At 71.2% G+C, this 23409-nt stretch carries 22 protein-coding genes and 1 pseudogene; 11 read left to right on the top strand and 12 right to left on the bottom strand.

Features of this window, described 5'->3' with window-relative positions; genetic code table 11:
* Positions 1-192: 192 nt before the first annotated feature.
* On the top strand, positions 193-1323 hold the full coding sequence (locus IEZ31_RS04795; RefSeq protein ID WP_190248656.1) for a magnesium and cobalt transport protein CorA: 1131 nt from the start codon (positions 193-195) through the stop codon (positions 1321-1323).
* Between the two features lie 57 nt (positions 1324-1380).
* Here the strand turns inward: IEZ31_RS04795 and IEZ31_RS04790 are convergent, their stop codons facing one another.
* A complete protein-coding gene (locus IEZ31_RS04790) occupies positions 1381-1995 on the bottom strand; it encodes a hypothetical protein (protein ID WP_190248489.1) in 615 nt (204 codons plus the stop codon).
* A gap of 201 nt (positions 1996-2196) precedes the next feature.
* Here IEZ31_RS04790 and IEZ31_RS04785 point away from each other — a divergent pair, with 201 nt between their 5' ends.
* The gene (locus tag IEZ31_RS04785) at positions 2197-2739 is read left to right on the top strand and encodes a peptidylprolyl isomerase (protein WP_190248488.1); all 543 of its coding nucleotides are present in this window, start codon (positions 2197-2199) and stop codon (positions 2737-2739) included.
* Positions 2740-2777: 38 nt separating this feature from the next.
* Positions 2778-3743: a rhomboid family intramembrane serine protease gene (locus tag IEZ31_RS04780; protein ID WP_190248487.1), complete on the top strand. Its 966-nt coding sequence runs from the start codon at positions 2778-2780 to the stop codon at positions 3741-3743.
* Between the two features lies 1 nt (position 3744).
* Here IEZ31_RS04780 and IEZ31_RS04775 read toward each other — a convergent pair whose 3' ends face one another.
* Positions 3745-4359 (bottom strand): TetR/AcrR family transcriptional regulator, encoded by a 615-nt coding sequence (locus IEZ31_RS04775; RefSeq protein ID WP_190248486.1) that lies wholly within the window; start codon positions 4357-4359, stop codon positions 3745-3747.
* Positions 4360-4426: 67 nt separating this feature from the next.
* Between IEZ31_RS04775 and IEZ31_RS04770 the strand changes: the two genes are divergently transcribed.
* The 4 genes from IEZ31_RS04770 (at position 4427) to IEZ31_RS04755 (ending at position 9133) form a co-directional block, all read left to right on the top strand.
* Entirely contained in the window at positions 4427-4882 is a 456-nt protein-coding gene (locus IEZ31_RS04770; RefSeq protein WP_190248485.1) for an SCP2 sterol-binding domain-containing protein, read from the top strand.
* Between the two features lie 140 nt (positions 4883-5022).
* Positions 5023-6237 carry an acyl-CoA dehydrogenase family protein gene (locus tag IEZ31_RS04765; RefSeq protein WP_190248484.1) on the top strand — a complete coding sequence of 405 codons (1215 nt, stop codon included), beginning with the start codon at positions 5023-5025 and terminating at the stop codon, positions 6235-6237.
* Between the two features lie 5 nt (positions 6238-6242).
* Positions 6243-7796, top strand: coding sequence for an AMP-binding protein (locus IEZ31_RS04760; RefSeq protein ID WP_190248483.1), 1554 nt, complete (start codon positions 6243-6245; stop codon positions 7794-7796).
* A gap of 59 nt (positions 7797-7855) precedes the next feature.
* Entirely contained in the window at positions 7856-9133 is a 1278-nt protein-coding gene (locus IEZ31_RS04755) for a hemolysin family protein (protein WP_190248482.1), read from the top strand.
* A 175-nt stretch (positions 9134-9308) separates the two neighbouring features.
* Here the strand turns inward: IEZ31_RS04755 and IEZ31_RS59330 are convergent, their stop codons facing one another.
* The 3 genes from IEZ31_RS59330 to IEZ31_RS04740 all read right to left on the bottom strand — a co-directional run bounded on the left by IEZ31_RS59330 (position 9309) and on the right by IEZ31_RS04740 (position 12772).
* On the bottom strand, positions 9309-10094 hold the full coding sequence (locus IEZ31_RS59330) for an LPXTG cell wall anchor domain-containing protein (RefSeq protein ID WP_373294497.1): 786 nt from the start codon (positions 10092-10094) through the stop codon (positions 9309-9311).
* Positions 10095-10216: 122 nt separating this feature from the next.
* Positions 10217-11476 carry a phosphoribosylamine--glycine ligase gene (purD, locus tag IEZ31_RS04745; protein ID WP_190248481.1) on the bottom strand — a complete coding sequence of 420 codons (1260 nt, stop codon included), beginning with the start codon at positions 11474-11476 and terminating at the stop codon, positions 10217-10219.
* A 9-nt stretch (positions 11477-11485) separates the two neighbouring features.
* Positions 11486-12772 carry an adenylosuccinate synthase gene (locus IEZ31_RS04740; protein WP_190248480.1) on the bottom strand — a complete coding sequence of 429 codons (1287 nt, stop codon included), beginning with the start codon at positions 12770-12772 and terminating at the stop codon, positions 11486-11488.
* A 101-nt stretch (positions 12773-12873) separates the two neighbouring features.
* On the opposite strand from IEZ31_RS04740, the gene IEZ31_RS04735 reads away from it, so the two are divergent.
* Together IEZ31_RS04735 and IEZ31_RS04730 are read left to right on the top strand one after the other, a co-directional pair.
* A complete protein-coding gene (locus IEZ31_RS04735; protein WP_190248479.1) occupies positions 12874-13743 on the top strand; it encodes a diacylglycerol kinase family protein in 870 nt (289 codons plus the stop codon).
* 317 nt (positions 13744-14060) lie between these two features.
* Positions 14061-15452: pseudogene (locus IEZ31_RS04730) on the top strand (MinD/ParA family ATP-binding protein); the annotation flags it as partial.
* Between the two features lie 3 nt (positions 15453-15455).
* Here the strand turns inward: IEZ31_RS04730 and IEZ31_RS04725 are convergent.
* Positions 15456-15869, bottom strand: coding sequence for a DUF3151 domain-containing protein (locus IEZ31_RS04725; RefSeq protein ID WP_190248478.1), 414 nt, complete (start codon positions 15867-15869; stop codon positions 15456-15458).
* A 204-nt stretch (positions 15870-16073) separates the two neighbouring features.
* On the opposite strand from IEZ31_RS04725, the gene IEZ31_RS04720 reads away from it, so the two are divergent.
* Positions 16074-17303, top strand: coding sequence for an LOG family protein (locus IEZ31_RS04720; protein ID WP_190248477.1), 1230 nt, complete (start codon positions 16074-16076; stop codon positions 17301-17303).
* Positions 17304-17477: 174 nt separating this feature from the next.
* Here the strand turns inward: IEZ31_RS04720 and fbaA are convergent, their stop codons facing one another.
* Entirely contained in the window at positions 17478-18503 is a 1026-nt protein-coding gene (gene fbaA / locus IEZ31_RS04715) for a class II fructose-bisphosphate aldolase (protein ID WP_190248476.1), read from the bottom strand.
* Positions 18504-18725: 222 nt separating this feature from the next.
* Between fbaA and IEZ31_RS04710 the strand changes: the two genes are divergently transcribed.
* The gene (locus IEZ31_RS04710; protein WP_190248475.1) at positions 18726-18941 is read left to right on the top strand and encodes a hypothetical protein; all 216 of its coding nucleotides are present in this window, start codon (positions 18726-18728) and stop codon (positions 18939-18941) included.
* 6 nt (positions 18942-18947) lie between these two features.
* Here IEZ31_RS04710 and IEZ31_RS04705 read toward each other — a convergent pair whose 3' ends face one another.
* The 5 genes from IEZ31_RS04705 to amrS form a co-directional block, all read right to left on the bottom strand.
* The gene (locus IEZ31_RS04705; RefSeq protein WP_190248474.1) at positions 18948-19979 is read right to left on the bottom strand and encodes an LCP family protein; all 1032 of its coding nucleotides are present in this window, start codon (positions 19977-19979) and stop codon (positions 18948-18950) included.
* A 2-nt stretch (positions 19980-19981) separates the two neighbouring features.
* The gene (locus IEZ31_RS04700) at positions 19982-20464 is read right to left on the bottom strand and encodes a SigE family RNA polymerase sigma factor (protein ID WP_190248473.1); all 483 of its coding nucleotides are present in this window, start codon (positions 20462-20464) and stop codon (positions 19982-19984) included.
* A 67-nt stretch (positions 20465-20531) separates the two neighbouring features.
* Entirely contained in the window at positions 20532-21407 is an 876-nt protein-coding gene (locus tag IEZ31_RS04695; protein ID WP_190248472.1) for a phytanoyl-CoA dioxygenase family protein, read from the bottom strand.
* Between the two features lie 130 nt (positions 21408-21537).
* Positions 21538-22308: an AmmeMemoRadiSam system protein B gene (amrB, locus tag IEZ31_RS04690; protein ID WP_190248471.1), complete on the bottom strand. Its 771-nt coding sequence runs from the start codon at positions 22306-22308 to the stop codon at positions 21538-21540.
* Complete coding sequence (gene amrS / locus IEZ31_RS04685) at positions 22305-23369, bottom strand: AmmeMemoRadiSam system radical SAM enzyme (RefSeq protein ID WP_190248470.1); 1065 nt, start codon at positions 23367-23369, stop codon at positions 22305-22307. The genes amrB and amrS overlap by 4 nt, the downstream gene beginning before the upstream one ends.
* Between the last annotated feature and the right edge of the window lie 40 nt (positions 23370-23409).

Below are 23409 nucleotides of genomic sequence, written 5' to 3'. Positions count from 1 at the left end.
GCCGGTACCGGATGGATCAAAATCCAGCCCGGCGCGCTTTGCGAATCGCGCTGCAGGCATCACCCCCCGCCCCCCAACGGCACCGGGTGGGCCGACCGCGCCCCCACCCCCCACCTGCGGTCGGTCCACCCGGTGCCAACTTCTTTCCGGGCGGGCCGGCCTTCCCATGTGCGAAGACTCCGGGAGGTCGAGATGGCCGACGACCAGCAGCAGAACACCAGCCCTCTCTCGCGTGCACTGTCCCGACCGGTGCGGGCGTGGTCCCGGATGCTGAGTACCACGGCGGCCCCGGCCGCCCCCGTCGCCAAGCCCATGGCCAGCGCCATCGTCGACTGCGCCGTCTACGTCGACGGCGTGCGCCAGCCCGGCGAGTTCCACTACGCGGAGGCACTGCGCACCGCGCGCCGGCACCGCAACGGGTTCGTGTGGATCGGGCTCAAGGAGCCGCGCGCCGAGGAGATGGCGCACATCGCCGAGACGTTCCAGCTGCACGAACTGGCGGTCGAGGACGCGGTGACCTCCAAGCAGCGGCCCAAGGTCGAGCGCTACGGAGAGATGATCTTCGTAACGATGCGGACCGCTCGCTACGTGGAGCACGACCAGCTCACCGACACCAGCGAGGTCGTCGAGACGGGCGACGTCCTGATGTTCATCGGCGAACACTTCATCATCACCGTGCGGCACGGCGACGCGAGCCGGCTGGCGCCGGTGCGCTCCGGGCTGGAGCAGCGCCGGGAGGTGCTGGAGCGGGGCCCGTGGGCGGTCGCCTACGCCGTCGCCGACAGCGTGGTGGACACGCTGGTCGAGGTGGCGACCGGCATCGAGGAGGACGTGGCCGCGGTCGAGGACCAGGTGTTCAGCCCGGACCGCTCGCGGGGCACGAACCGGATCCAGCGCGTGTACCAGCTCAAGCGCGAGCTGATGGAGTTCAAGCGGGCGGTGCTCCCGCTGCAGCGGCCGCTCGCGGGGCTGGCCAACGGGCAGCTGGCCGACGTGCCGGATGAGATCCGGCGGTACTTCCGGGACGTCAACGACCACCTCGCGAGCGCCGTCGAGCAGGTCCTGTACCTCGACGACGTGATCAACTCGGTGCTGCAGGCGCGGCTGGCCCAGGTGAGCGTCGACCAGAACAACGACATGCGCAAGATCGCCGCGTGGGCCGGTATCGCCGCCCTGCCCACCGCCGTCGCCGGCATCTACGGGATGAACTTCGACTTCATGCCCGAGACGAAGTGGGTCTTCGGATATCCGGTACTGATGGCGCTGATCTTCCTGGGCTGCGCCGGGCTGTACCGCATGTTCCGCCGCGCCGGCTGGCTCTGACGCATAGGTGGGCCGTCCCCCGTGGCCGGGGACGGCCCGCCTACACGATCGATCGGGCTAAGGACGACTGTTCTTCGACGCCGACTGCGGCATCGACGGCTTGTCGTACTCACCGCTGCCGGCCGGGCCGGTGTTGGTGCTCTTGCTACCGATCAGGTCGGAGGCGCGGTCCTTCGCCGCCTCACCCATGGTCTTGGCCTTCTCGATCCCCGCGTCCATGCTCGACTTCGCGGAGTCGAGCATCGAGCCGGTGTCGCTCGTGGTGCGGGTCGAGCCGTACTCGTCCCAACTCTGCTGGTTGCGCCGGCGACGGAGCATCGCCGACGCGGCACCGACAGCCGCGCCCGCGACCAGGATCCCGCCGATCGCCATCGGCCACCGGCTCGACCGGCCCTCGTTCCCCATCATCCGAGCCTTCCCCTTGCGTCCCATCTTCCCGGCCTTCTTCCCGGCCTCGCGCGAGCGGTCACGGGCAATGACGAGAACCGTGTCCATACCGCCCATCGCCGCGTCCCGGGCCTTGCGCACGCCGGGCCTGACCGCCTTGCGGGCGGCGTCGACGCGTGGCGCCAAGGCGCCGGAAGCGCCATCGGCGGCGTGCGCCGCGGCCATCCGCAGGTGGTCGAAGCTTTCCCCGAGCTCGTCCCGCATGAGCCGGCTGTGCGTTCTCACCTGACGACGTCGAAACACTTGCTCCACCTCCCGTGGCGATGCCTGTCCATCTCCGGTTACCCCATTCGGACCAGGGAGAACCTCGTGGACTCGGCCACTGCTGGTCATCGTGCACCGAACGGGCGGCCCGCACACCCGGATCCGGCAGAATCCCCGTCGGATACCGTGATGACGGAATGTCACCAATGAAAGGGAGAACTGGTGGCCGAGCAACTGTTCGCGACGCTGCACACCAACGTCGGCTCCATCCGGCTTGAGCTGTTCCCCAACCACGCCCCGAAGACCGTGCGCAACTTCGTCGAGCTCGCCGAGGGCAGCCGGGAATACACCGACCCGCGCACCGGCCAGCCGGGCCAGGGGCCGTACTACGACGGCGTCATCTTCCACCGCGTGATCGACGGCTTCATGATCCAGGGCGGCGACCCGACCGGCACCGGCCGGGGCGGCCCGGGCTACACGTTCAACGACGAGATCCACCCGGAGCTCCACTTCAACCGGGCCTACCTGCTGGCCATGGCCAACGCCGGCATCGACCGCTTCACCGGCGGCGGCACCAACGGCTCGCAGTTCTTCATCACCTTGGGCCCGACGCCGCACCTCAACGGCAAGCACACGATCTTCGGCGAGGTCGCCGACGACGACTCCCGCAAGGTCGTCGAGCAGATCGGCGGCACCCGGACCGCCTCGGGCGACCGGCCGATCCAGGACATCGTGATCGAGCGCGTCGAGATCGAGCGACTCTAGTGGCGGGCTAGCCCGGAAGGGCTAGCTAACCTTGGTGCATGACTCAGCCGCCGGCGAACGTGGTCCCCGTCTGCTACCGGCACCCCAACCGCGAGACGTATGTCCGGTGCACCCGCTGTGACCGGCCGATCTGCCCGGACTGCATGAACGAGGCATCGGTCGGCTTCCAGTGCCCGGAGTGCGTCCGCCAGGGTGCGCGGACGCAGCGACCCGTCCGGACCACGTTCGGCGGCGGCCAGTCCGGCGCCCAGGGCACGGTCACCATCGCGCTGATCGTGCTCAACGTGCTCGTCTTCGTCGCCGCGTTCATCAGCTCCGGCAAGTCCAACGCCATCGCCGGCGGCGGCCTGGGCGGTCTGCTGGGTGGCTCGACGCCGCTGCACGAATGGGGCGCGCTGGTCACCTACCCGCTCGGCACCTACACCGACGGGCCGCTGGAGGGAACGAGGGTCCTGCTGCCCGGCGGCATGCACGACGGTGAGTACTACCGGATCTTCACGTCGATGTTCCTGCACTACGGTCTGCTGCACCTGGCGATGAACATGTGGGCGCTGTGGGTCCTGGGCCGCCCGCTTGAGGCGATGCTCGGCCGGGCGCGGTTCTTCGCGCTGTACCTCGTGTCGGGCCTCGGCGGCAGCATCGGCGTCTACCTCTTCGCGGCGCCGACAACCCAGACGGCGGGCGCCTCCGGCGCGATCTTCGGCCTCTTCGCCGCGCTCATCGTCGTGCTGCGCCGCATGCGCCGCAGCGTGGCCGGCATCGTGCCGATTCTGATCCTCAACCTCGTGATCACGTTCAGCGTGCCGGGCATCTCGATCGCCGGGCACCTCGGCGGCATGGTCACCGGCGCGCTCATCGCGGCCGGGCTGGCCTACGCGCCACAGCGGCGGCGCGCGCTGATCCAGACGACCACCGTGCTCGGGGTGCTGGTGGTGCTCGCGGTGCTCTTCGCCGTGCACACGGCCAACCTGACGCCGCCGGCCGGCATCCCCTTCGTCCAGTAGCTCAGGCGCGCCAGACCCTGCCCTGCAGGAGGGACTCGGCGCCGATCCAGACGAAGTTCATCATGCGGGTCGCGGTCTGCTCCGGGTCCTCCTCCTCGTGGTCGGCGAGCCAGTCCGCGAGGGATTCCGCCGCGCCCACGTAGGCGTAGGCCATCGCCACGAAGTCGCCGGGGCGGGCCGGGACGGCGGCCGCCGCGCAGGCGCTCTCCAGCAGGCCGGCGACCACCTCGACGATCCGGGCGCGCATGCCCGCGAGCTCGCCGGCGAAGTGGGGCTCGCTGCGGGCCTGGCGGTAGAGGACGCGCCAGCCGTCGCGGTGCGCGCCGACGAAGGTGAAGAACGAGCGCAGGCCGTTCCAGAGTTGCTCGTCGGGGGTGGCCGCCGGCAGTACCCCCGCCGCCACCGTCTCCAACAGGCGCGTCGCCTCCCGCTGGAGGCAGGCGATGAAGAGCTCGTCCTTGGTGCCCAGGTAGGCGTAGACCATCGGCTTCGAGATGCCGGCGACCTCCGCGATCTCGTCCATCGACGCCGCGTGGAAGCCCCGGTCGGCGAACACCTTGACCGCGGCGTCGAGCATCTGCTGCTCGCGGACGACCCGGGGGAGCCGTTTCAGCATCTTGCCACCTTACTTACTCGTGCGTAAGGTTACGCACGAGTAGCTTAATTCCAACGGAGGGCACAGCATGTCCGACCTCGACGCCCTGGGCGACTTCAACAACGTCGACCCCAAGCAGTTCGCGCAGCTCGTCAAGAACTCGCCGGACTCCCAGCTCGCCGACATCATGAAGAGCGACCAGCGCGGCAAAGTCCTCGACACGATCTTCTCCCGCTTCCCGGAGCTGTTCCGCCCCGACCGGGCCGGATCGACGAACGCGATCATCCACTGGACGATCACCGAACGCCCCGACGGCAGCGTGGACACCTACGAGCTGGTCATCGCCGACGGCACCTGCACGCTGTCGCCGAGCGCCGGCCAGGACCCGAAGCTCGCGATCACGGTCGGGCCGGTCGACTTTCTCAAGGTCGTCTCGGGTGCCGGCAACCCCATGATGATGTTCATGACGGGCAAGCTCAAGGCGAAGGGCGACCTGGGCCTGGCGGCCAACATCGCCAACCTCTTCGACATCCCGAAGGCCTGACCCGCCCGCGGCGCCCCTCCGCGCCGATCTTGCAGTTGTGGTTGCCGTTTCGGACGGAATTGTCAGGACATTTCCGAACCACAACTGCAAGATCGACGCAAGAAGGGGAGTAGGGCACGACGACGAAGGGAGGAACGCTGGTGGTGGAGTTCTCGCTCGATCTCAACGAGGAACAGCGGGACCTGCGGGAGTGGGTGCACGGGTTCGCCCGCGACGTCGTGCGGCCGGCCGGCGCCGAGTGGGACGCCCGCGAGGAGACGCCCTGGCCGGTGATCCAGGAGGCGGCGAAGATCGGCCTGTACGGGTTCGAGTTCCTGGCCAACACCTGGGCCGACCCGACCGGGCTGTCGCTGTGCCTGTCCAACGAGGAGCTGTTCTGGGGCGACGCCGGGATCGGCATGGCGATCTTCGGTACCAGCCTGGCGGTCGCCGCGATCTACGCCTCGGGCACGCCCGACCAGATGCTGGAGTGGGTGCCGCAGTGCTTCGGCGACGCGAGCGACCCCAAGGTCGCCGCGTTCTGCACCACCGAGCCCGAGGCCGGGTCGGACGTCGGCTCGATGCGCACCCGGGCGCGGTACGACGAGGCCGCCGACGAGTGGGTCATCAGCGGCCAGAAGGCGTTCGCGACCAACGGCGGCATCGCCGAGGTCCACGTCGTCACGGCGAGCGTCGAGCCGGAGCTGGGATCGCGCGGGCAGGCCGCGTTCGTCGTGCCGCCCGGCACCCCGGGGCTGAACGGCTCCAAGAAGCTCAAGAAGCTCGGCCTGCGGGCCTCGCACACCGCCGACGTCTTCCTGGACGAGGTCCGGGTGCCCGGCCGCTGCCTACTCGGCGGCAAGGAGGCGCTCGACGCGCGGCTCGCCCGGGCCCGCGAGGGCCGCAAGGCGCAGGGTCAGGCGGCGATGCGCACGTTCGAGCTGTCCAGGCCGGCGGTCGGCGCGCAGGCGCTGGGCGTGGCGCGGGCCGCGTACGAGTACGCGCTGGAGTACGCGAAGGGCCGCGTGCAGTTCGGCCGGCCGATCATCGAGAACCAGTCGATCGCCTTCGCGCTCGCCGACATGAAGATGGAGATCGACGCCGCTCGCCTGCTCGTCTGGCGGGCCGCCTGGATGGGCCGCAACAACCGCCCGTTCGAGGCCGGCGAGGGCTCCATGAGCAAGCTCAAGGCCGGCGAGGTCGCGGTTGCGGTCACCGAGAAGGCCGTGCAGATCCTCGGCGGCGCCGGATTCGTCCGCGAGCACCCGGTCGAGCGCTGGTACCGCGACGCCAAGATCTACACGATCTTCGAGGGCACCAGCGAGATCCAGCGGCTGGTAGTGGCCAGGGCAATCTCAGGCGTCTATATTCGGTAGGCATTATGTCCGCGAATAAGGCGTTTGTGCTGAGAACTCTGGCCCGCCGCAAGGTGCTGGCGCCGGGCAGCCCCGCCCGCGTCGTGCGACAGCTCAACGCGCTGCGCAGGTGGGGGTTCGGCCTCTTCGGCGAGATGCGGTCCGCCGCCGCCCGCGACCCGCAACGGGTCGCCATCGTCGACGAGCACCGGGCGGTGACCTACGGCGACCTCGACGAACGGGTCCGCCGCCTGGCCAACGCCCTCCGGGTGGAGCACGGCGTCGGCCCCGGCACGCGGGTCGGCCTGCTCTGCGACAACTCGGCGTACTTCGTCGAGGCCGTCATGGCGGTGATCGCCCTCGGCGGGCAGGCCGTCCTGATCAACACCGGGCTGGGCAACGCGCAGCTGGAGACGGTCGCCCACGACCAGCGCCTGATGCTGCTGCTGCACGACGACGCGCTGCTCGGGCTGCTCGCGGCGATGCCGCCGCACCTGCCACGGGTGGCCGTCGAACGCGTCGACTCGCTCATCCAGCGGTCCCCGACGGGGGTGATCGAGCCGCCCGAGCACGCCGGGTCGGTCGTCGTGCTCACCTCCGGTACCACCGGAGCACCCAAGGGCGCGAAACGCCGGAACCCGGCGGGACTGGGCCCGCTCGCCACGGTGGTGTCGCGCATTCCGCTGAGCGCGGGCGAGCGGATGTTCGTGGCCGCGCCGCTGTTCCACACGTGGGGGCTGGCCGCGCTGCAGCTGTGCCTGGCGCTGCGCGGGACGATGGTGGTCACCCGGCGGTTCACCCCGGCATCCACTGTGGAGTCCATGCGGGCGAACCGGTGCACGTCGTTGTTCGCGGTACCGGTGATGCTGCAGCGGCTGCTGGAGGGCCCGGGGGCGATCCCCACGCTGAAGGTCGTGGCGACGTCCGGCTCGGCGCTGACGGGGCCGCTCGCCACGCGATTCATGCGGATGTACGGCGAGGTGCTGTACAACCTCTACGGCACGACGGAAGCGTCGTGGGCGTCGATCGCCACCCCCGCCGAGCTGCTCTCGGCGCCGGGCACGGCCGGTCGTCCGCCGCAGGGCACCAGCGTGGCGATCCTCGACGAGGCCGGGCGTCCGCTGCCGACCGGCGTGGTCGGGCGGATCTTCGTGGGCAACGACATGCTGTTCGAGGGGTACACCAACGGGACCGGCCGCGAGCGGCACGGCGACCTGCTGGCGACCGGCGACCTGGGGCACCTGTCGGAGGACGGGCTGCTGTTCGTCGACGGCCGCGAGGACGACATGGTCATCTCGGGCGGCGAGAACGTGTATCCGGCGGCCGTCGAGGACGTGATCGCCGAGCTGCCGCAGGTCCGCGAGGTCGCGGTGGCGGGCGTGCCGGACGACGAGTTCGGCCAGCGGCTCGCCGCGTGGATCGCCCTCCACGAGGGCGAGTGGGTCGAGCCCGACGCGGTGCGCGAGTACGTGCGGCACCGGCTGGCCCGCTTCTCGGTCCCGCGTGACGTGTACTTCGTCCCGGCCCTTCCCCGCAACGCCACCGGCAAGATCGTGCGCCGTCAGCTTTTTCCCAGGTAGCCTCGCTACGCTTGGTCGGTGGACGTCAGTAGTACCGAGCCGCTCTTGCGGCGGCATCGATGAACTCAACGTGGATCGAGCTCACGCTCGTCCTGGTGCTGACATTGCTCAACGCGGCGTTCTCCGGCAGCGAGATGGCACTCATCTCGCTGCGGGAGGGCCAGCTCCGCCGGCTGGAGCGGCAGGGCCGAGCGGGCCGCACGCTGGTCAAGCTGGCCCGTGACCCCAACCGCTTCCTCTCGACCATCCAGATCGGCATCACGCTGGCCGGCTTCCTCGCCTCGGCGACGGCGGCCGTCTCGCTGGCCGAGCCCGTGCGGCCACTGCTCAGCTTCCTCGGCGGCGCCGCCAACGGGGTCGCGATCGTGCTGGTCACCCTCGTGCTCACCTTCGTCACGCTGGTCATCGGCGAGCTCGCCCCCAAGCGGATCGCGATGCAGCGGGCCGAGCCGTGGGCGATGATGGTGGCCCGGCCGCTGTACTTCCTGTCGACCGCCCTCCGGCCGGTCAACTGGGTGCTCGGCAAGTCCAGCGACCTGGTGGTGCGGCTGGCGGGCGCCGATCCGAACCTGCGCCAGGACGAGATCAGCCCGGAGGAGCTGCGCGACCTGGTGGCCACCCAGCGCTCGTTCAGCCGCCAGCAGCGCCTGATCATCTCCGGCGCGGTGGAGATCACCGGCCGCACGCTGCGCGAGGTCCTCGTGCCGCGCCCGTCGGTGTTCTCCCTCCACGCCGACCTCCCGGCCCGGGAGGCCGCCGCCGAGCTGGCCGCCACCGGCCACTCGCGGGCGCCGGTCGTCGCCAACGGCGACCTCGACTCGGCGATCGGCATCGTGCACTGGGCCGACCTGATCCGGGCCGACGGCCCGGTGCGGGCGGTGATGCGCCCGGCGCTGCTGCTGCCCGAGTCGCTGCCGGTCGCGCAGGCGCTGCAGCGGTTCAAGGCGGAGCGGCAGCAGCTGGCCCTGATCGTCGACGAGCGCGGCGCGATCGACGGCATCGTCACCCTGGAGGACCTCATCGAGGAGGTCGTGGGTGAGATCTACGACGAGACCGACAAGGACATCCAGCAGGTCCAGCGGCAGAACGACGGCAGCCTGCTGCTGCCGGGCTCGTTCCCGATCCACGACCTGCCGGACATCGGCATCGACCTGGAGCGGCTGCCAGGCAGCGGCTACACGACGATCGCCGGCCTGGTCCTGGCGACGCTCGGCCACCTGCCGACCGCGCCGGGCGAGTCGGCGACGGTCGGCCCGTGGACCTTCACGGTGTCGCAGGTCCGTGGGCGCGCGATCTCGGCGGTGACGGCCCGGCAGGCGGCTATGGATCGAGCGTGAGCTCGGGGCGGTGGCGATCGCGACGATCTCCGCCGCCCCGACGAGGTTGGCCGCGACGTACTCGCGGCAAGGCGTGTTCCATCACGCACTCAGAACGGAGGGTTCCCGGGCTCGGGTTGTCCGGGAACACGAAAGCGGCGCCGGGAGGATCCCGGCGCCGCTTTCGGGGTGTTGCTCAGGCGACGAACTTGATGTTGCGGCGGCGGCGGTACACCACGAAGAGGACCGCACCCAGGGCCACGAGGCCCGCGCCGATGCCGCTGATCAGGCCGACGTTCGAGCCGGTGACCGGCAGGGACGGGCCGGGGGTCGGGCTGGCCGACGGGGCCGGGTTGCTCGGCGCCGGGCTGCTCGGGGCGTCGGCCGCGACGCAGGTGCTGATCAGGTCGAACGTGCCGCTGGTCAGCTCCGGCTCGGTGATCGCGGCGGCGAAGACCAGCCACAGGCCCGGCGAGGTGCGGATCCAGCCGCCGCCGGCGCCCGCGTCGGTCAGGCTGCCGCTGAAGCCGGACGGGGCCGGGCCGATCGGCAGGTCCGGGTCCTCCTCGGCGACCTTGGCGGCGGCCTTGGCGGCGGCGCGCGCCTTGGTCAGGTTGGCGGCGTCCTCGATGTCGTCGTCCGTGATCGAGTGGAGGCCGTCCTTGTCGAGGTACAGCGGGAAGATGTCCGCGTCCTCGTCGAGGCTGGTCGAGTAGAGCGCCAGGTAGGCGACGACCCGGTCGGCCTTGGCCGGCGCGCCGAGGCGCCAGCCGTCGGCCCGGGACGCGGGCTTGCCGTCGGCGATGCCCTCGCAGCTGTGCGTCTTGTAGTCCACCGCGGTCGTCGGCTCGGTGGACAGGATCGGGAAGCCGTAGTCGGGTTCCTCGGCGCGGGCCGGGGCTCCGAGCGTGGCCAGAACGATGGTGGTGGAAGCCGCCACGGCGCCGAGCCGGGCGATCCCCCGCAGGTTCAGCTTGAACACCCGGGGAATCTCCCAGCAAACTCCCAGTCCATCAACCGCGACGATTCGGACTTAATCAGTCCTTAAACCGGCAATCACGGGCGTCGCCCCGGTAATGTCTGGCCGATCGGTGGATGCCAACATCACGCTCCGTGCACCGGAACCGACACTCGGTCCTCGACGGCGGCCAATGCGATGTCGGTGCGGAACTGGGCGCCGTCGAACTGGACGCCGTGCACCAGCGCGTACGCCGCCGCGCGAGCCTCGGCCAGGGTCGTGCCGCGCGCGGTGCAGGTCAGCACCCGACCACCGGCGGTGACGAGCGCGCCGTCGGCGCGGCGGGCCGTGCCGGCGTGGATCACGCCCGGGACGCCGTCGGCGCCGGTGATCACGTCGCCCTTGCGGGACGACTCCGGGTAGCCGGCGCTGGCCATCACCACGCAGACCGCGGCGCCCGAGCGCCAGGCCAGCGGCGGGTCCTCGGCCAGCCGGCCGACCGCCGCGGCATGCAGCACGCCGGCCAGCGGCGTCTCCAGGCGGGCCAGGACGACCTGCGTCTCCGGGTCGCCGAAGCGGCAGTTGAACTCGATGACCTTGGGGCCGCCGGCGGTGATCGCCAGGCCGACGTAGAGCGTGCCGACGAACGGCGCGCCGCGGTGTCGCATCTCGGCCATGGTCGGCTGGACCACCTCGGCCATGACCCGCTCGACGAGGTCGGGCGGCGCCCAGGGCAGCGGCGAGTAGGCACCCATGCCGCCGGTGTTCGGGCCCTGATCGCCGTCGAAGATGCGCTTGAAATCCTGGGCGGGTTGCAGCGGTACCGCCGCGGTGCCGTCGGTGACCACGAAGAGCGACACCTCGGGGCCGGCGAGATACTCCTCGACGACGACCCGCTCGCAGGCGGCGCCGTGGGCCAGGGCCGCGTCCCGGTCGTCGGTGACGATGACGCCCTTGCCGGCGGCGAGCCCGTCGTCCTTGACCACGTAGGGCGGGCCGAACTCGTCGAGCGACCGCGCCAGCTCGTCCGGGGTCGTGCACACGAACGAGCGGGCGGTCGGCACGCCCGCCGCCCGCATGACGTCCTTGGCGAACGCCTTCGAGCCCTCCAGGGCCGCGGCCGCCTGGGACGGGCCGAAGCAGGGGATGCCCTTCGCCCGGACCGCATCGGCGACCCCGGCCACCAGCGGCGCCTCGGGCCCGACGACCACCAGGTCGGCCGAGCGCTCGACGGCCAGCGCGGCCACGGCCGCCGGGTCGAGCGGGTCGACGTCGACCTGCTCGCCCAGAGCGGCCATGCCCGGGTTGCCGGGCGCGCAGACGAGGGCGGTCACGGCCGGGTCAGCGGCCAGGGCAGCGGCGATGGCGTGTTCCCGGCCGCCGGTTCCGATCAGCAGTACGCGCACCCGCAAAGACTAGATCAGCGGGTGCCGGATGACGTTTTCGTCCCGGCCCGGTCCCACTCCGACAATGGACACGCGGGTGCCGGCGAGCTCCTCGATGCGCTCGACATACCGCTGGGCGTTGGCCGGCAGGTCGGCGAACTCGCGGGCCTGGGAGATGTCCTCCCACCAGCCGGGCAGCTCCTCGTAGATCGGCACGGCGTGGTGGAACTCGGTCTGCGTCATCGGCATGTCGTCGGTGCGCTTGCCGTCGACCTCGTAGGCCACGCACAGCGGGACCTTCTCCAGGCCGGACAGCACGTCGAGCTTGGTGACGACCAGGTCGGTGATGCCGTTGAGCCGGGTCGCGTAGCGGGCGACGACCGCGTCATACCAGCCCGTGCGCCGCTCGCGGCCGGTCGTCGTGCCGTATTCCCGGCCGACCTTGCGCAGGTGCACGCCGTTGTCGTCGAAGAGCTCGGTCGGGAACGGGCCCGAGCCGACGCGCGTCGTGTAGGCCTTGGTGACGCCGATGACCTGGGTGATCGCGGTCGGCGGGATGCCCGAGCCGACGCAGGCGCCGCCGGCGGACGGGTTGGACGACGTCACGAACGGATAGGTGCCGTGGTCCATGTCGAGCATCGTGGCCTGCGCGCCCTCCAGCAGGACCGTCCGGCCCTCCTCGAGGCCGCGCCAGAGGACGGCGCGGGTGTCTGTGATGTACGGGCGGAGGCGTTCGGCGTAGGTGAGGTACTCCTCCACCACCGCGTCGACGTCGATCTCCTTGCGGTTGTACACCTTGAACAGCACCTGGTTGCGCTCGCGGAGGACGATCTCCAGCTTCTTGCGCAGGATGCCGGGGTCGAGCAGGTCCTGCACCCGGATGCCCATGCGGCTCACCTTGTCGCCGTAGGCGGGGCCGATGCCGCGGCCGGTGGTGCCGATGCGGGACGAGCCGAGGTAGCGCTCGACGACCCGGTCGAGCGCCCGGTGGTGCGGCATGATGAGGTGTGCGTCACCCGAGATCATCAGGCGGGACACGTCGACGCCCCGCTCGGCCAGGCCGTCGATCTCGGTGAGCAGCACCTTCGGGTCGATGACCACCCCGTTGCCGATGACGATCGCGGCGTTTGGCCACAGCGCCCCGGAGGGCATGAGGTGCAGGGCGAACTTCTGCCCGTCCGGCGTCACCACGGTGTGACCTGCGTTATTGCCGCCCGAGAAGCGCACGACGTAGTCGACGCCGCCGCCAATCATGTCGGTAACCTTGCCCTTGCCCTCGTCGCCCCACTGTGCGCCGATGAGCACGATCGCTGGCATGTCTGCTCGCCCTCCAACGGGGTCGGGCGACCGCTCGGTCACCCGGGCTGCCAGGCTAACAACCTCATGCTGTGTGTTTCCTCTGAGGAAGGCTGACAACGGTGGTCGACGTCGTGGTGCTCGCGCTCGGCGAAGGCACGGAGTGTGCCTGCGACAACGGCGCGTGCGGCACGCGTACCCCCATTCTTGCCTGCCGAGACGCCCTTCGCACGGCAAGTGCCGAGGTCCGGACCGTGGTCGCGCACACCGACGCCGAGATCGACTCGGCGCTGCGGACCGACGCTCGGATCATCGTGGCGACCGCCGCCGACGCGCAGCTGCGCGCGGTCATGCGGCGCCTGGTCCGCCTGCACGCGCCCGCGCCCTCCAAGCGGCCCGACGACCTGCCCGGCGACCGCACCGTCCCCGACCTGCCGCCGATCGGCATCCTGCCGCTCGGGCCGGACGCGACCGACCTCGCCACCCGCCTCGGCCTGCCCCGCGAGCCCGCCGTGGTCGCCGCCGCCGTGCTCGGGGGCCGCACCCGGCGGCTCGACCTGCTGCGCAACGACGGCGGCTCGGTGACCCTGGACGGCGCGCTGATCGGCGGCGTCGACGCCGGCGGCTCCGCCCGCACGTTCCTCGCGCGGGTCGAGGTCGACGACGCGGTCCTGGCCGACGGCACCGAGCCGGTGCTGATGTCGGTGATCGCCAACGCGTCCCGCTACGCGACGGTCGACGGGCTGCCGCTGGTGACCGGTCCCGCTGTGGATGACGGTGTACTGGATGTGGCCGTGGCCCTGCCCCGGGCGTCCCGCCGGCTGTTCCGCCAGCCCCGCGTCGAGATCGAGGTGCGCCGCGCCCACGGCCGCGCCGTCGCCGTCACCCCGCGCGTCGACGTGCCGTTCGTCGACGACGGGGTGGAGGGCTCGCTGACCCGCAAGCGTTCGTGGTGGATGGAGCGCGCGGCCTGGGCCGTGTACATCCCGTAGCCTGCTCCTACGCTGCGTGATCACCGGTTGGCGGCTGGTATCGGGTCGCATACGGTGGGGAGCGGCGAGTGGTGGGAGGGCACGCAGTGGAGGACGGTTTCTGGCCACCGGAGGAGAGCATCGACGGCCGGCGCCCATCCGAGGCCGACCCTCCCGCGCCGCCGTCCAGCTCGTCGGCGGATGGCGGTTCGCACAGTGGCTCGCCCTGGTCGCAGCCGCCGAGCGCGCCGGTGGTCCAGCACGGCCGGCCGGTGCCGCACGTTCCCGCGCCGGGTGAGCCGGTGCGACCGTCGCCGGCTATTCCGGTGTCGGGCTCGGGGGCGATCCCCGTGTCGGGGCCGGCCGGGGTTCCGCATCCGATGCCGCCTCGGTATGCGGCCGAGCTCTCGGCGCCGCCTACCGCCCCGCCGTCTCCGGCCCCGCCGCCGCGTCCGGCCCCTCCCTCGGCGCCGTCTGCCGGGCCTGCGTCCGGGCCGCCTTCCGCTCCGCCCGCTGGGCCGCCTTCCGCTCCGCCCGCTGGGCCGCCTTCCGCTCCGCCCGCTGGGCCGCCTGCCGGGCCTGCGTCCGGGCCGCCTTTCGGGCCGCCCGCTGGGGCTCATCCTGGGCCGATGCCGCCGGCCAGGGCGCCTCGGCCGCGGTCCGGGGAGCCGGCCGGTTGGCCACAGGCGGCGGCGGCTGCTCCGCCCGTGCCTCCGGGGCCCTTGCCGCCCCACCTGGCACCGGCCCCTCCGGCACCGCCGCTCCCCCCGCTTCCCCCAGCTCAGTGGGGGGACGGGAGCACGCCCACGGCCGAGGAGTTCGCTCGACGGCGGCAGGCCCGGCCGGCCGATCCGGTGGCCGTCCGCGGGGTTCGCGGCGCGCTCGCCAAGGGGACGCTCGGGCTCGTCCAGCTGCCGCCCGGGCGGCGGGAGGTGGAGTTCCGGCAGGACGTCGAGCGGGTCCGGCGCAACTTCGGCGGGCTGCGGCAGGTCACCGTGGTCAACCCGAAGGGCGGGGCCGGGAAGACCGTGGCCGTGCTGCTGCTCGCGATGACGTTCGGGCAGAAGCGCGGCGGCTACGTGCTGGCGTGGGACAACAACGAGACGCAGGGCACCCTCGGGATGCGGGCCCAGCAGGACTTCCACAACCGGACCGTGCGCGACCTGCTGCGCGACCTCGGGCAGTTCCAGGGTGCGCAGGGGCGGGTCGGGGACCTGTCGCAGTACGTGCGGGCGCAGGGCGAGGGCATGTTCGACGTCCTGGCGTCCGACGAGTCAGCGACGGCGGGCGAGATGCTCACGGCGCACGCGTTCGGCGAGATCCGCGACGTCGTGAGCCGGTTCTACAAGCTGATCTTCGTCGACACCGGCAACAACGTGCGCGCGGAGAACTGGCAGGCGGCGATCGACGCCACCGACCAGCTCGTGGTGACGATGTCGGCCCGCAACGACTCGGCCGAGACCGCGTCCCGGATGCTGGACCACCTGGAGCAGCACGGCCGCCAGCGGCTGGTGCGCCAGGCGGTCACGGTCGTGTCGATGCCGCCGAGCCGCCGACACGTGGACATCCCGGCCATCACCCGGCACTTCGCGGCCCGGACCCGGACCGTGCTACTGGTCCCGTATGAGCGCTTCATCGACTCCGGCGAGCCGATCCGCTACGCCGGCCTGACCGCGGCCAGCCGCGACGCCTGGCTCAAGGTCGCCGCGGCCGTGTCCGAGGGGCTGTAGCCGTCAGGCCAGGGCCTGGGTGGCGGCCGGGTCGCTGTCGTTCAGGAACTGCGCGCAGCGCTCGGCCTCGTCCTGCTCGCCGATTCCCGCGGCCGCCTGCCCGAGGGCGTGCAGCGCGCGGAGAAAGCCCTGGTTGGGCCCGTGGGACCACGGGACCGGGCCGGCACCGCGCCAGCCGTTGCGGCGCAGCTGGTCGAGCCCCCGGTGGTACCCGGTCCGCGCGTACGCATACGCCGTCACCGGTTCGCCGGCCGCGAGCGCCAGCTCGGCCAGCCGGGCCCACGCCGCGCTGAACGCGGGGTGCGCGGCGGCGACCGCCTTCACGGCCTCCTCCGACTCGGCGGAGTCCAGCAGGTCGGTCGCGACCTGGTCGACGGGCAGCAGGGTAGGGGCGGCCTCAGGCAGCAGGTTCTGCATGCCGCCATTACACCAGCCGACTGCGGCGGATGATTCCAGAGGTGACTAAACGGTTGAGGTCTCGTCGCGCGACCGGGGGGTGTGGCGCTACCGGTGGGCGGACTACAAATGAAAGTCCGGAGCCTCCCCAGGACCCGGTTATGCGATGGCCCGATCATCACGATCGGGCCATCGTCCTTTGCCTCACCCTGACAGGATGATCTGGTGCCAACTCCGCCACCGCCAGACGTCGTCGCCCTCCACGACCACTCGCCGGACGAGATCGAGTCGCCCGAAGAGCTGCGGTTCCACCTGAGCTCCGGGTCGCTGGCCAACAAGATCGTCCAGGGGCTCGACCTCGCCGCCGTCGACCTGTCCACTGTGGACGTGAGCGACGCGCTGTTCATCGGCTGCCACTTCGCCGAGCTCGACACCGTCGTCGACCTGCTGCTGCGCCGCGCGGTCGTGGTGCCCGAGTTCGCCGGGGTGCCGTATCCGACGCATCCTTCCCAGCTGTACGACCCGGAGAACCTCGCGGCCGGCTTCGCCTCGGACGGCTTCTCGGGCATGTTCGACACGGTCGTCTACGAGCACTTCCGCGCGACGGGCGGCGCCACCCCCGAGATCCGCGAGGCGGTCGCCCAGCGGATGCACGACTCGGGCATCGACAACGCCCTGGCCAACGTGACGGCCGGCTGGATCGCGGCGCGCGGCCCCGCGGCGGCGGTCGGCATCATGGGCGGCCACGCCGTCCTGCGCGGCTCCGCCGAGTTCCGCAACGCGGCCGAGCTGGCCTGGCGCCTGGCCCGCGCCGACCGCCTGGTCGTGACGGGCGGCGGACCCGGCGTGATGGAGGCCGCCAACCTGGGCGCGTTCCTGGCGGACCACCCGCTGTCGACGGTGGACGAGGCGATCGCCGCGCTGGCCACCGCGCCCGACTTCCACGACCACGACCCCTACACGGCGGTGGCGTTGAAGGTACGGTCGACGTTCGCCCAGCCGGTCCCTCCCACGCCGGACTCGGTGACACCCGCCGACCAGGTGGCGGTGGACCCGGTAACGTGGGCGCGCCGCGGCGGCCTGGCCATCCCGACGTGGCTGTACGGCCACGAGCCGGCCAACCTGTTCGCCGCGAAGATCGCCAAGTACTTCTCCAACGCGATCCGCGAGGACACCATCCTGCGCCTGTCCCGCGGCGGCATCGTGTTTGCCCCGGGGATGGCCGGCACGGTCCAGGAGATCTTCCAGGCCGCGACGAAGACCTTCTACGCAACGGACGGCGTGAGCGGCCCGTTCGTGTTCCTGGACGCGGCCCACTGGACCGACCGCCTCCCGGTGCGGGGCCTGCTGGAGCCGCTCTTCGCCGCGTCCCCGGTGGGCGACCTGCGCCACCTCATCCACATCACGGACGACGTGGCCGAGGCCGCAGAGATCCTGACGACCTACACCCCCTGACCCCCACGGGGAGCGGCGCGTCCGCAGCGACCCACGACGCGATCTTCGTTTCGTGGTAGGAAAACTGGGGTCATAGCGCCAGTTTTCCTACCACGTCATCGAGCCTGCTACGGACCCGAGTCATGAAAAGGGCGCCCCACGAACCAACCGTGGGGCGCCCCTTCGCAGCGTGAGCTACTTGGACAGCGTGGTGCCCGTCGAGCGGAGGTGCTCGCAGGCCTCGACGACGCGCTGGGCCATGCCCGTCTCCGCCGCCTTGCCCCAGGCGCGCGGGTCGTACGCCTTCTTGTTGCCGACCTCGCCGTCGACCTTGAGGACGCCGTCGTAGTTGGTGAACATGTGGGCGGCGACCGGGCGGGTGAAGGCGTACTGGGTGTCGGTGTCGATGTTCATCTTCACGACGCCGTAGTCGAGGGCCTCGCGGATCTCCGAGAGCAGGGAGCCCGAGCCGCCGTGGAAGACCAGCGAGAGGGGCTTCTCCTTGCCGTACTTGGCGGCCACCGCGTCCTGGATCTGCTTGAGGATCTCGGGGCGGAGCTTGACGTTGCCCGGCTTGTAGACGCCGTGGACGTTGCCGAAGGTCAGGGCGGCCATGTAGCGGCCCTTCTCGCCGAGGCCCAGGGCCTCGACCATGGCCAGGCCGTCCTCGACCGTCGTGTAGAGCTTCTCGTCGATGGCGCCGACGACGCCGTCCTCCTCGCCGCCCACGACGCCGACCTCGATCTCCAGGACGACCTTCGCGGCGGCGGTCGCGGCCAGGAGCTCCTCCGCGATCTGGAGGTTCTCGCCCAGCGGGACCGCGGAGCCGTCCCACATGTGCGACTGGAAGAGCGGCTCGCCGCCCTTGGCGACGCGCTCGGCCGAGATGGCCAGCAGCGGACGGACGAACTTGTCCAGCTTGTCCTTCGGGCAGTGGTCGGTGTGGAGGGCGATGTTCACCGAGTACTTCTTCGCGACCTCGTGCGCGTAGGCGGCGAAGGCGACCGAGCCCGTGATCATGTCCTTGATGGTCGGGCCGGACAGGTATTCGGCGCCGCCCGTGGACACCTGGATGATGCCGTCGCTCTCCGCCTCGGCGAAACCGCGCAGGGCCGCGTTGAGCGTCTGCGACGACGAGACGTTGATCGCCGGGTAGGCGAACGCGCCGGCCTTGGCGCGGTCGAGCATCTCGGCGTAGACATCGGGCGAGGCGATGGGCATGACGGCGCTCCTTGGCTGTTTTGGATCGTGCGGTATTGGAGCCGACAGGCACGGCTCCGCGCGCGGACCGCGCTGTCCTGCCCCGAATTATCTCCCAGTACTCCAGCATGCCCGTAGCCGGGTGAGGACCAGGGGATTTGCCGACCCCGGGAGCGAAAGGGACGATTCAGTCGTACGGTTGAGAACGGCCGACGAGGAGCGACGACCACAGAGGGAGCGGCGATGACCCAGCCGGACGAGGAACTGGTGACGCTCGACGAACGGCTCGATCCCGAGGTCCGCGACCCCGAGGCATCCCCCGCGGACGCGGCGGAGCAGGCGCAGCCGGCCAATCCCGTGGACCGGCCGGCGACGCCGCACGCGCGCCCCTGGGACGCCAACGAGTATGACGCCATCGAGCAAGACCGCGAGGTCGACCTGGACGACGAGTACCGCTGAGAATCGTCAGGACGCGTACGCGGGGTGAGTCACCAGCCACTCCGTGAGGTTGTTGTTGCGCAGCGCCGCGAACAGACCCTCGGCGTCGGGGGCCAGCAGGACCGTGCCCTCCTCCGTGAGCCGGGTCGGCAGCCGGATGCCGATCAGGTTGTCGGCCCCGACGCGGGCGAACTGCAGGGACAGCGTCGTCAGCGAGCGCCCGCCGAGGTGCAGGTCGACGCTGTCGGAGATGAACGGCAGCAGCTTCGACAGCGCGACCGGCTCGGTCACCGAGCGGGCCAGCGCGGTCAGCAGGTCGCGCAGGTGGCGGTCGCGGTCGACGCCCTTGCGCTGGCGCACGTAGTCCACCGCCTCCCAGCCCTGGAAGTGCCGGCAGCCGGGCTCGTAGACGATGGGCTGCGCGCTCGGCTTCGCCAGCAGCGAGACGATCTCACCCGACTTGGTGCGGCCCAGGTGAGCCGAGACGGTGCGCTGGTCGACGCACAGGTTGACCCCGCCGAGCTGGTTGATCACCCGTTGGACCCCGGCGAAGTCCACGACCGCGCCGCCGTCGATCGGCACGCCGGCCAGCGCGCTCACGACCTGGGCCGTGAGGTCGTAGCCGCCCTGGTAGTAGGCGCCGTTGATCTTGTCGGTGCCGCGCGGCGTGGCGACCTGTAGATCGCGCGGGATCGAGATCTGGAACGCCTTGCCCGACGCCGGGTCGACGTGAAGCAGGATGATCGCGTCGGTGCGGACCGGCTCGTGGGCGTCCTGCCCCTGGCGGCGGTCGGTGCCGAGGAGGAGCAGGGTGAGCCGCTCGGTCTCGGGCGGGGCTGCTTCGAGGAGCGAGTCGACGCTCGGCGCGGGCGGCCTGGCGTAAAGGGCGAGCGCGGAAATCACCGCTAGAACACCGATAAATGCGCCCGAGGCTCCCCCGATGCGCCGCCAGCGCCGGCGGCGGCGAGCGCCGAGCGTGATCGCCGACCGCAGCTCAGGCGTCGCCGGCGGGGCCAGGTCCTCGTGACGCGCGAACGTCTCGCGCAACAGCTGTTCCATCATCACTCCGCCGGGACGATCTGGATCCGAAGCGTGGCGAGGGCGCGGGAGATCGACGACCGGACGGTCCCGACCGCGCACTGCAGCACGTCGGCGATCTCGGTGTCGTTGAGCCCCTCGTAGTAGCGCAGCACGAGCGCGGCCCGCTGCCGCGCGGGCAGCGTGGCGAGCCAGGCCCACATCTGGTCGCGCTCGACCGAGGCGTCGACGTGGTCGGCCACCGCACGGTCGAGCGTCGACGGAAACCCGCGCAGGACGACCCGCTTCAGCCACGAACCGCGGTGCAGGTCGACATACGCGTTGGTGAGCATGCGCTTCACGTATCGCTCGGGCGTCTGGGAGGTGGCCACCCGGCGCCACTTCAGCTGCGCGCGGATCATCGTCTCCTGGACGAGGTCCTGGGCGGTGTGCGGATCGCCGGTGAGCATCACGGCATACCGCAGCAGCGCCTGCAAGCGCGCCTCGACGAACTCCTCGAACGTCAAACCGGTCCCCCAATGAACGACGGCCTCGACCCTAGGACGGGTCGAGGCCGCTCGAACATTGCGCTGTCTACGGAATCAGCGGCGGATAGTTCGGGTCCAGCAGGCCCCGCTCGCGCAGCTCGTTGTAGAGCGGCGTGGTCTCCGGGTAGTGCCCCCAGGCGTGGTCGCCGTCGAGGCCGCCGATGCCGCCGAGCAGCTGCTGCTGCACCGGGTTGAGCCGGTTCCACCACGGCTTGCCGGGCAGGGCGCGCACCTCGTCGCGGACGGCGATCCAGCGGTACGTGTAGCCGAGGAAGACGCACTTGCGCGTGATGTCCGAGCGGTTGTCGGACCGGGCGTGCCAGATCCGCCGGTCGAAGAAGACCACGTCGCCGGCGTCGACCTGGACCTGGCGGGCGCCGTCCGGGGTCGGCCACGGCACGTCGCGCTTCGGCGGCCCGGGCAGCCAGTTCGTCGTGTGGCTGCCGGGGATCAGGGTCAGGTTGCCCCGGCCGGTCTGCGAGACGTCGGACAGCCAGTAGGCGAGCTTCACCGAGAGGCGGGGGCGCGGGTCCGTCTCCAGCTCGCGGTTCTGCCGGCCGCCGTCCTGGTGCCAGTGCCACCACTCGGGCTTCGGCGCGGCCAGCGGCGGGTGCACGTCGAGGTGCGAGTGGTAGATGTGGATGTTCCAGCCGAGCATGGACCAGACCAGGGGGAAGGTCTCCGGGTGGTCGATCAGGCCGGCCAGCTCCGGGCAGCTGGTGACCGCGCTGAGCAGGTGCAGCGAGCCGTCGGGCGCGTGCGGGTGCTGGGCGTACGCGGCGTCGAGCGCGGAGGAGTAGTGCGCCACCTCGTCGGGGCTGAGGACACCCCGCAGAATGAGGTAACCGTCCGTGTCGAACTGTTCGCGTTGCTCGCTGGTCATGGGTGCCCAGGTCGGCGCGGCCGTCGTCGTGACTGACATGCCCCGTTCTCCAACTTCCGGCGCCGTCCGCAGGCGCCTCCACCCACTCAGACGGTTCCGAACGGCCACTTCAGAGGTCGTCCGTTCGGCCATCCTCTTTTGGACAATCCGGGTGCAACGGAAGACTTCGCTAAACCGTCAGTGACGCCGCTAAGTAACCGACGACCCGCTCCTTCGGGCCGCCCTCGTCGGCGGAGGTCGCGAGATGGAGGATGTCGGCGGTGCGGCGGGTCGTCTTGCCCCAGCGCAGCAGGCCGCGCAGCGCGTGCCGGCCGCACGCGTCATGGGTGCCGATGCGTGACGCCGACAGCGCGGTGATCGCGGCCACGGTGGCCACGTCGCGCACCCGGGCCTGCTCCTCGCTCAGATAGTGCGAAAGATCGGTGCTGCACAGCACGATCGTGCCGGTGTGGCAGACGGCGTGCACGATCGCCTCGACGTGCTCCACCGAGGACTGTCCGATGCAGACGGGCAGCAGCCGCACGTCGGGGATCTGCTGCAGGAACGGCACCTGCACCTCGATCGAGTGCTCCGGGGCGTGCGGCCGGTCGTCGGCCAGCGCGAGGCCGCGCGCGATCAGGTCGCGGGCGCCGCCGGAGTCGATCGTGATCGGGCCGAGCGGGGTCGCCCACTGCCGGTCGGTGGGCACGGCGGCGCCGCGCAGCGGCACCTTGTGGGCCGGGCCGAGCACGACCACGCGCGACGGCTTGCGCTCCACCACGCGGCGATAGACGTGCGCCGCCGTGCGGCCGGACCAGCGGTAGCCGGCGTGGGGCACGATGTACGCGTCCGCGGTGTCCTTGGGCGCCTCCGGTGCCCCGTTGAGCAGGTCGTCGACGGTCGCCTGCAGGACCGCGGGTGAGCCGGGGTAGAAGCTCCCGGCCACCGCGGGTCGCCTCATCGGACGCTCACCGGCAGCCGGCGCCGGCCCCAACGGCCGGCCGGCCCGTCGAACACGCCGGGGAGGGCGTGTCCACAGTGGAGGCAGTGACCGTCGCCGGTCACGTCGTAGGAGCGCAGGTCATACCAGTCCCGGACGATGACGGCGGTGTCGCAGCCGGGACAGCGGGTCGACTGGCCCTCGGGATCGTGGACGTTGCCGGTGTAGACATACCGCAGCCCGGCATCCAGCGCGATCTTCCGCGCCCGGGTGAGCGTCTCCGGCGTGGTGCGCGGCACGTCGCGCATCTTGAAGTCGGGGTGGAACGCCGAGAAGTGCAGCGGCACGTCGGGTCCGAGGTGCTCGGCGAACCAGTCGCACTGGCGGCGCAGCTCGTCGTCGCTGTCGTTGCGACCGGGAATCAGCAGGGTCGTCACCTCGAACCAGACCTCCGTGCCACGCAGGTACTCCAGGGTGTCGAGCACGGCATCGAGCCGCGCGAACGTGATCTTCTCGTAGAAGTGCTCGCTGAACGCCTTGAGATCGATGTTGGCGGCGTCGATGTGCCGGTAGAACTCCTCACGCGGGGCCGGGTTCATGTAGCCGGCCGAGACCGCGACCGCCTTGATCCCGCGCGCCCGGCACGCGTCGGCGACATCCATGGCGTACTCCATGAAGATCACCGGGTCGTTGTAGGTGAACGCGATCGAGCGGCAGCCGAGCCGCTCGGCGGCGACCGCCAGCTCCTCCGGCCCGGCCGCGGCGGCCAGCGTGTCGATCTCGCGGCTCTTCGAGATGTCCCAGTTCTGGCAGAACCGGCAGCCCAGGTTGCAGCCCGCCGTGCCGAACGAGAGCACCGGCGTGCCCGGCAGGAAGTGGTTGAGCGGCTTCTTCTCGATCGGGTCGACGCAGAAGCCGGACGATCGCCCGTAGGTGGTGAGGACGATCTCGTCCCCGACCCGCTCACGGACGAAGCAGAAGCCCCGCTGACCCTCGTGGAGGCGGCAGTTGCGCGGGCAGACGTCGCACTGCACCCGGCCGTCCGCCAGCCGGTGCCAGTGCACGGTCGGCACCGTCGCCATCCCTTGACCTTACGCCGGGAAAAACCGGCGGACCTCCGGA

Origin of the sequence: Dactylosporangium sucinum (assembly GCF_014647515.1) — a bacterium.
GTDB lineage: Bacteria > Actinomycetota > Actinomycetes > Mycobacteriales > Micromonosporaceae > Dactylosporangium > Dactylosporangium sucinum.
The sequence above is the reverse complement of the archived record's forward strand: the minus strand, read 5'-3'. Positions and strand labels throughout refer to the sequence as shown.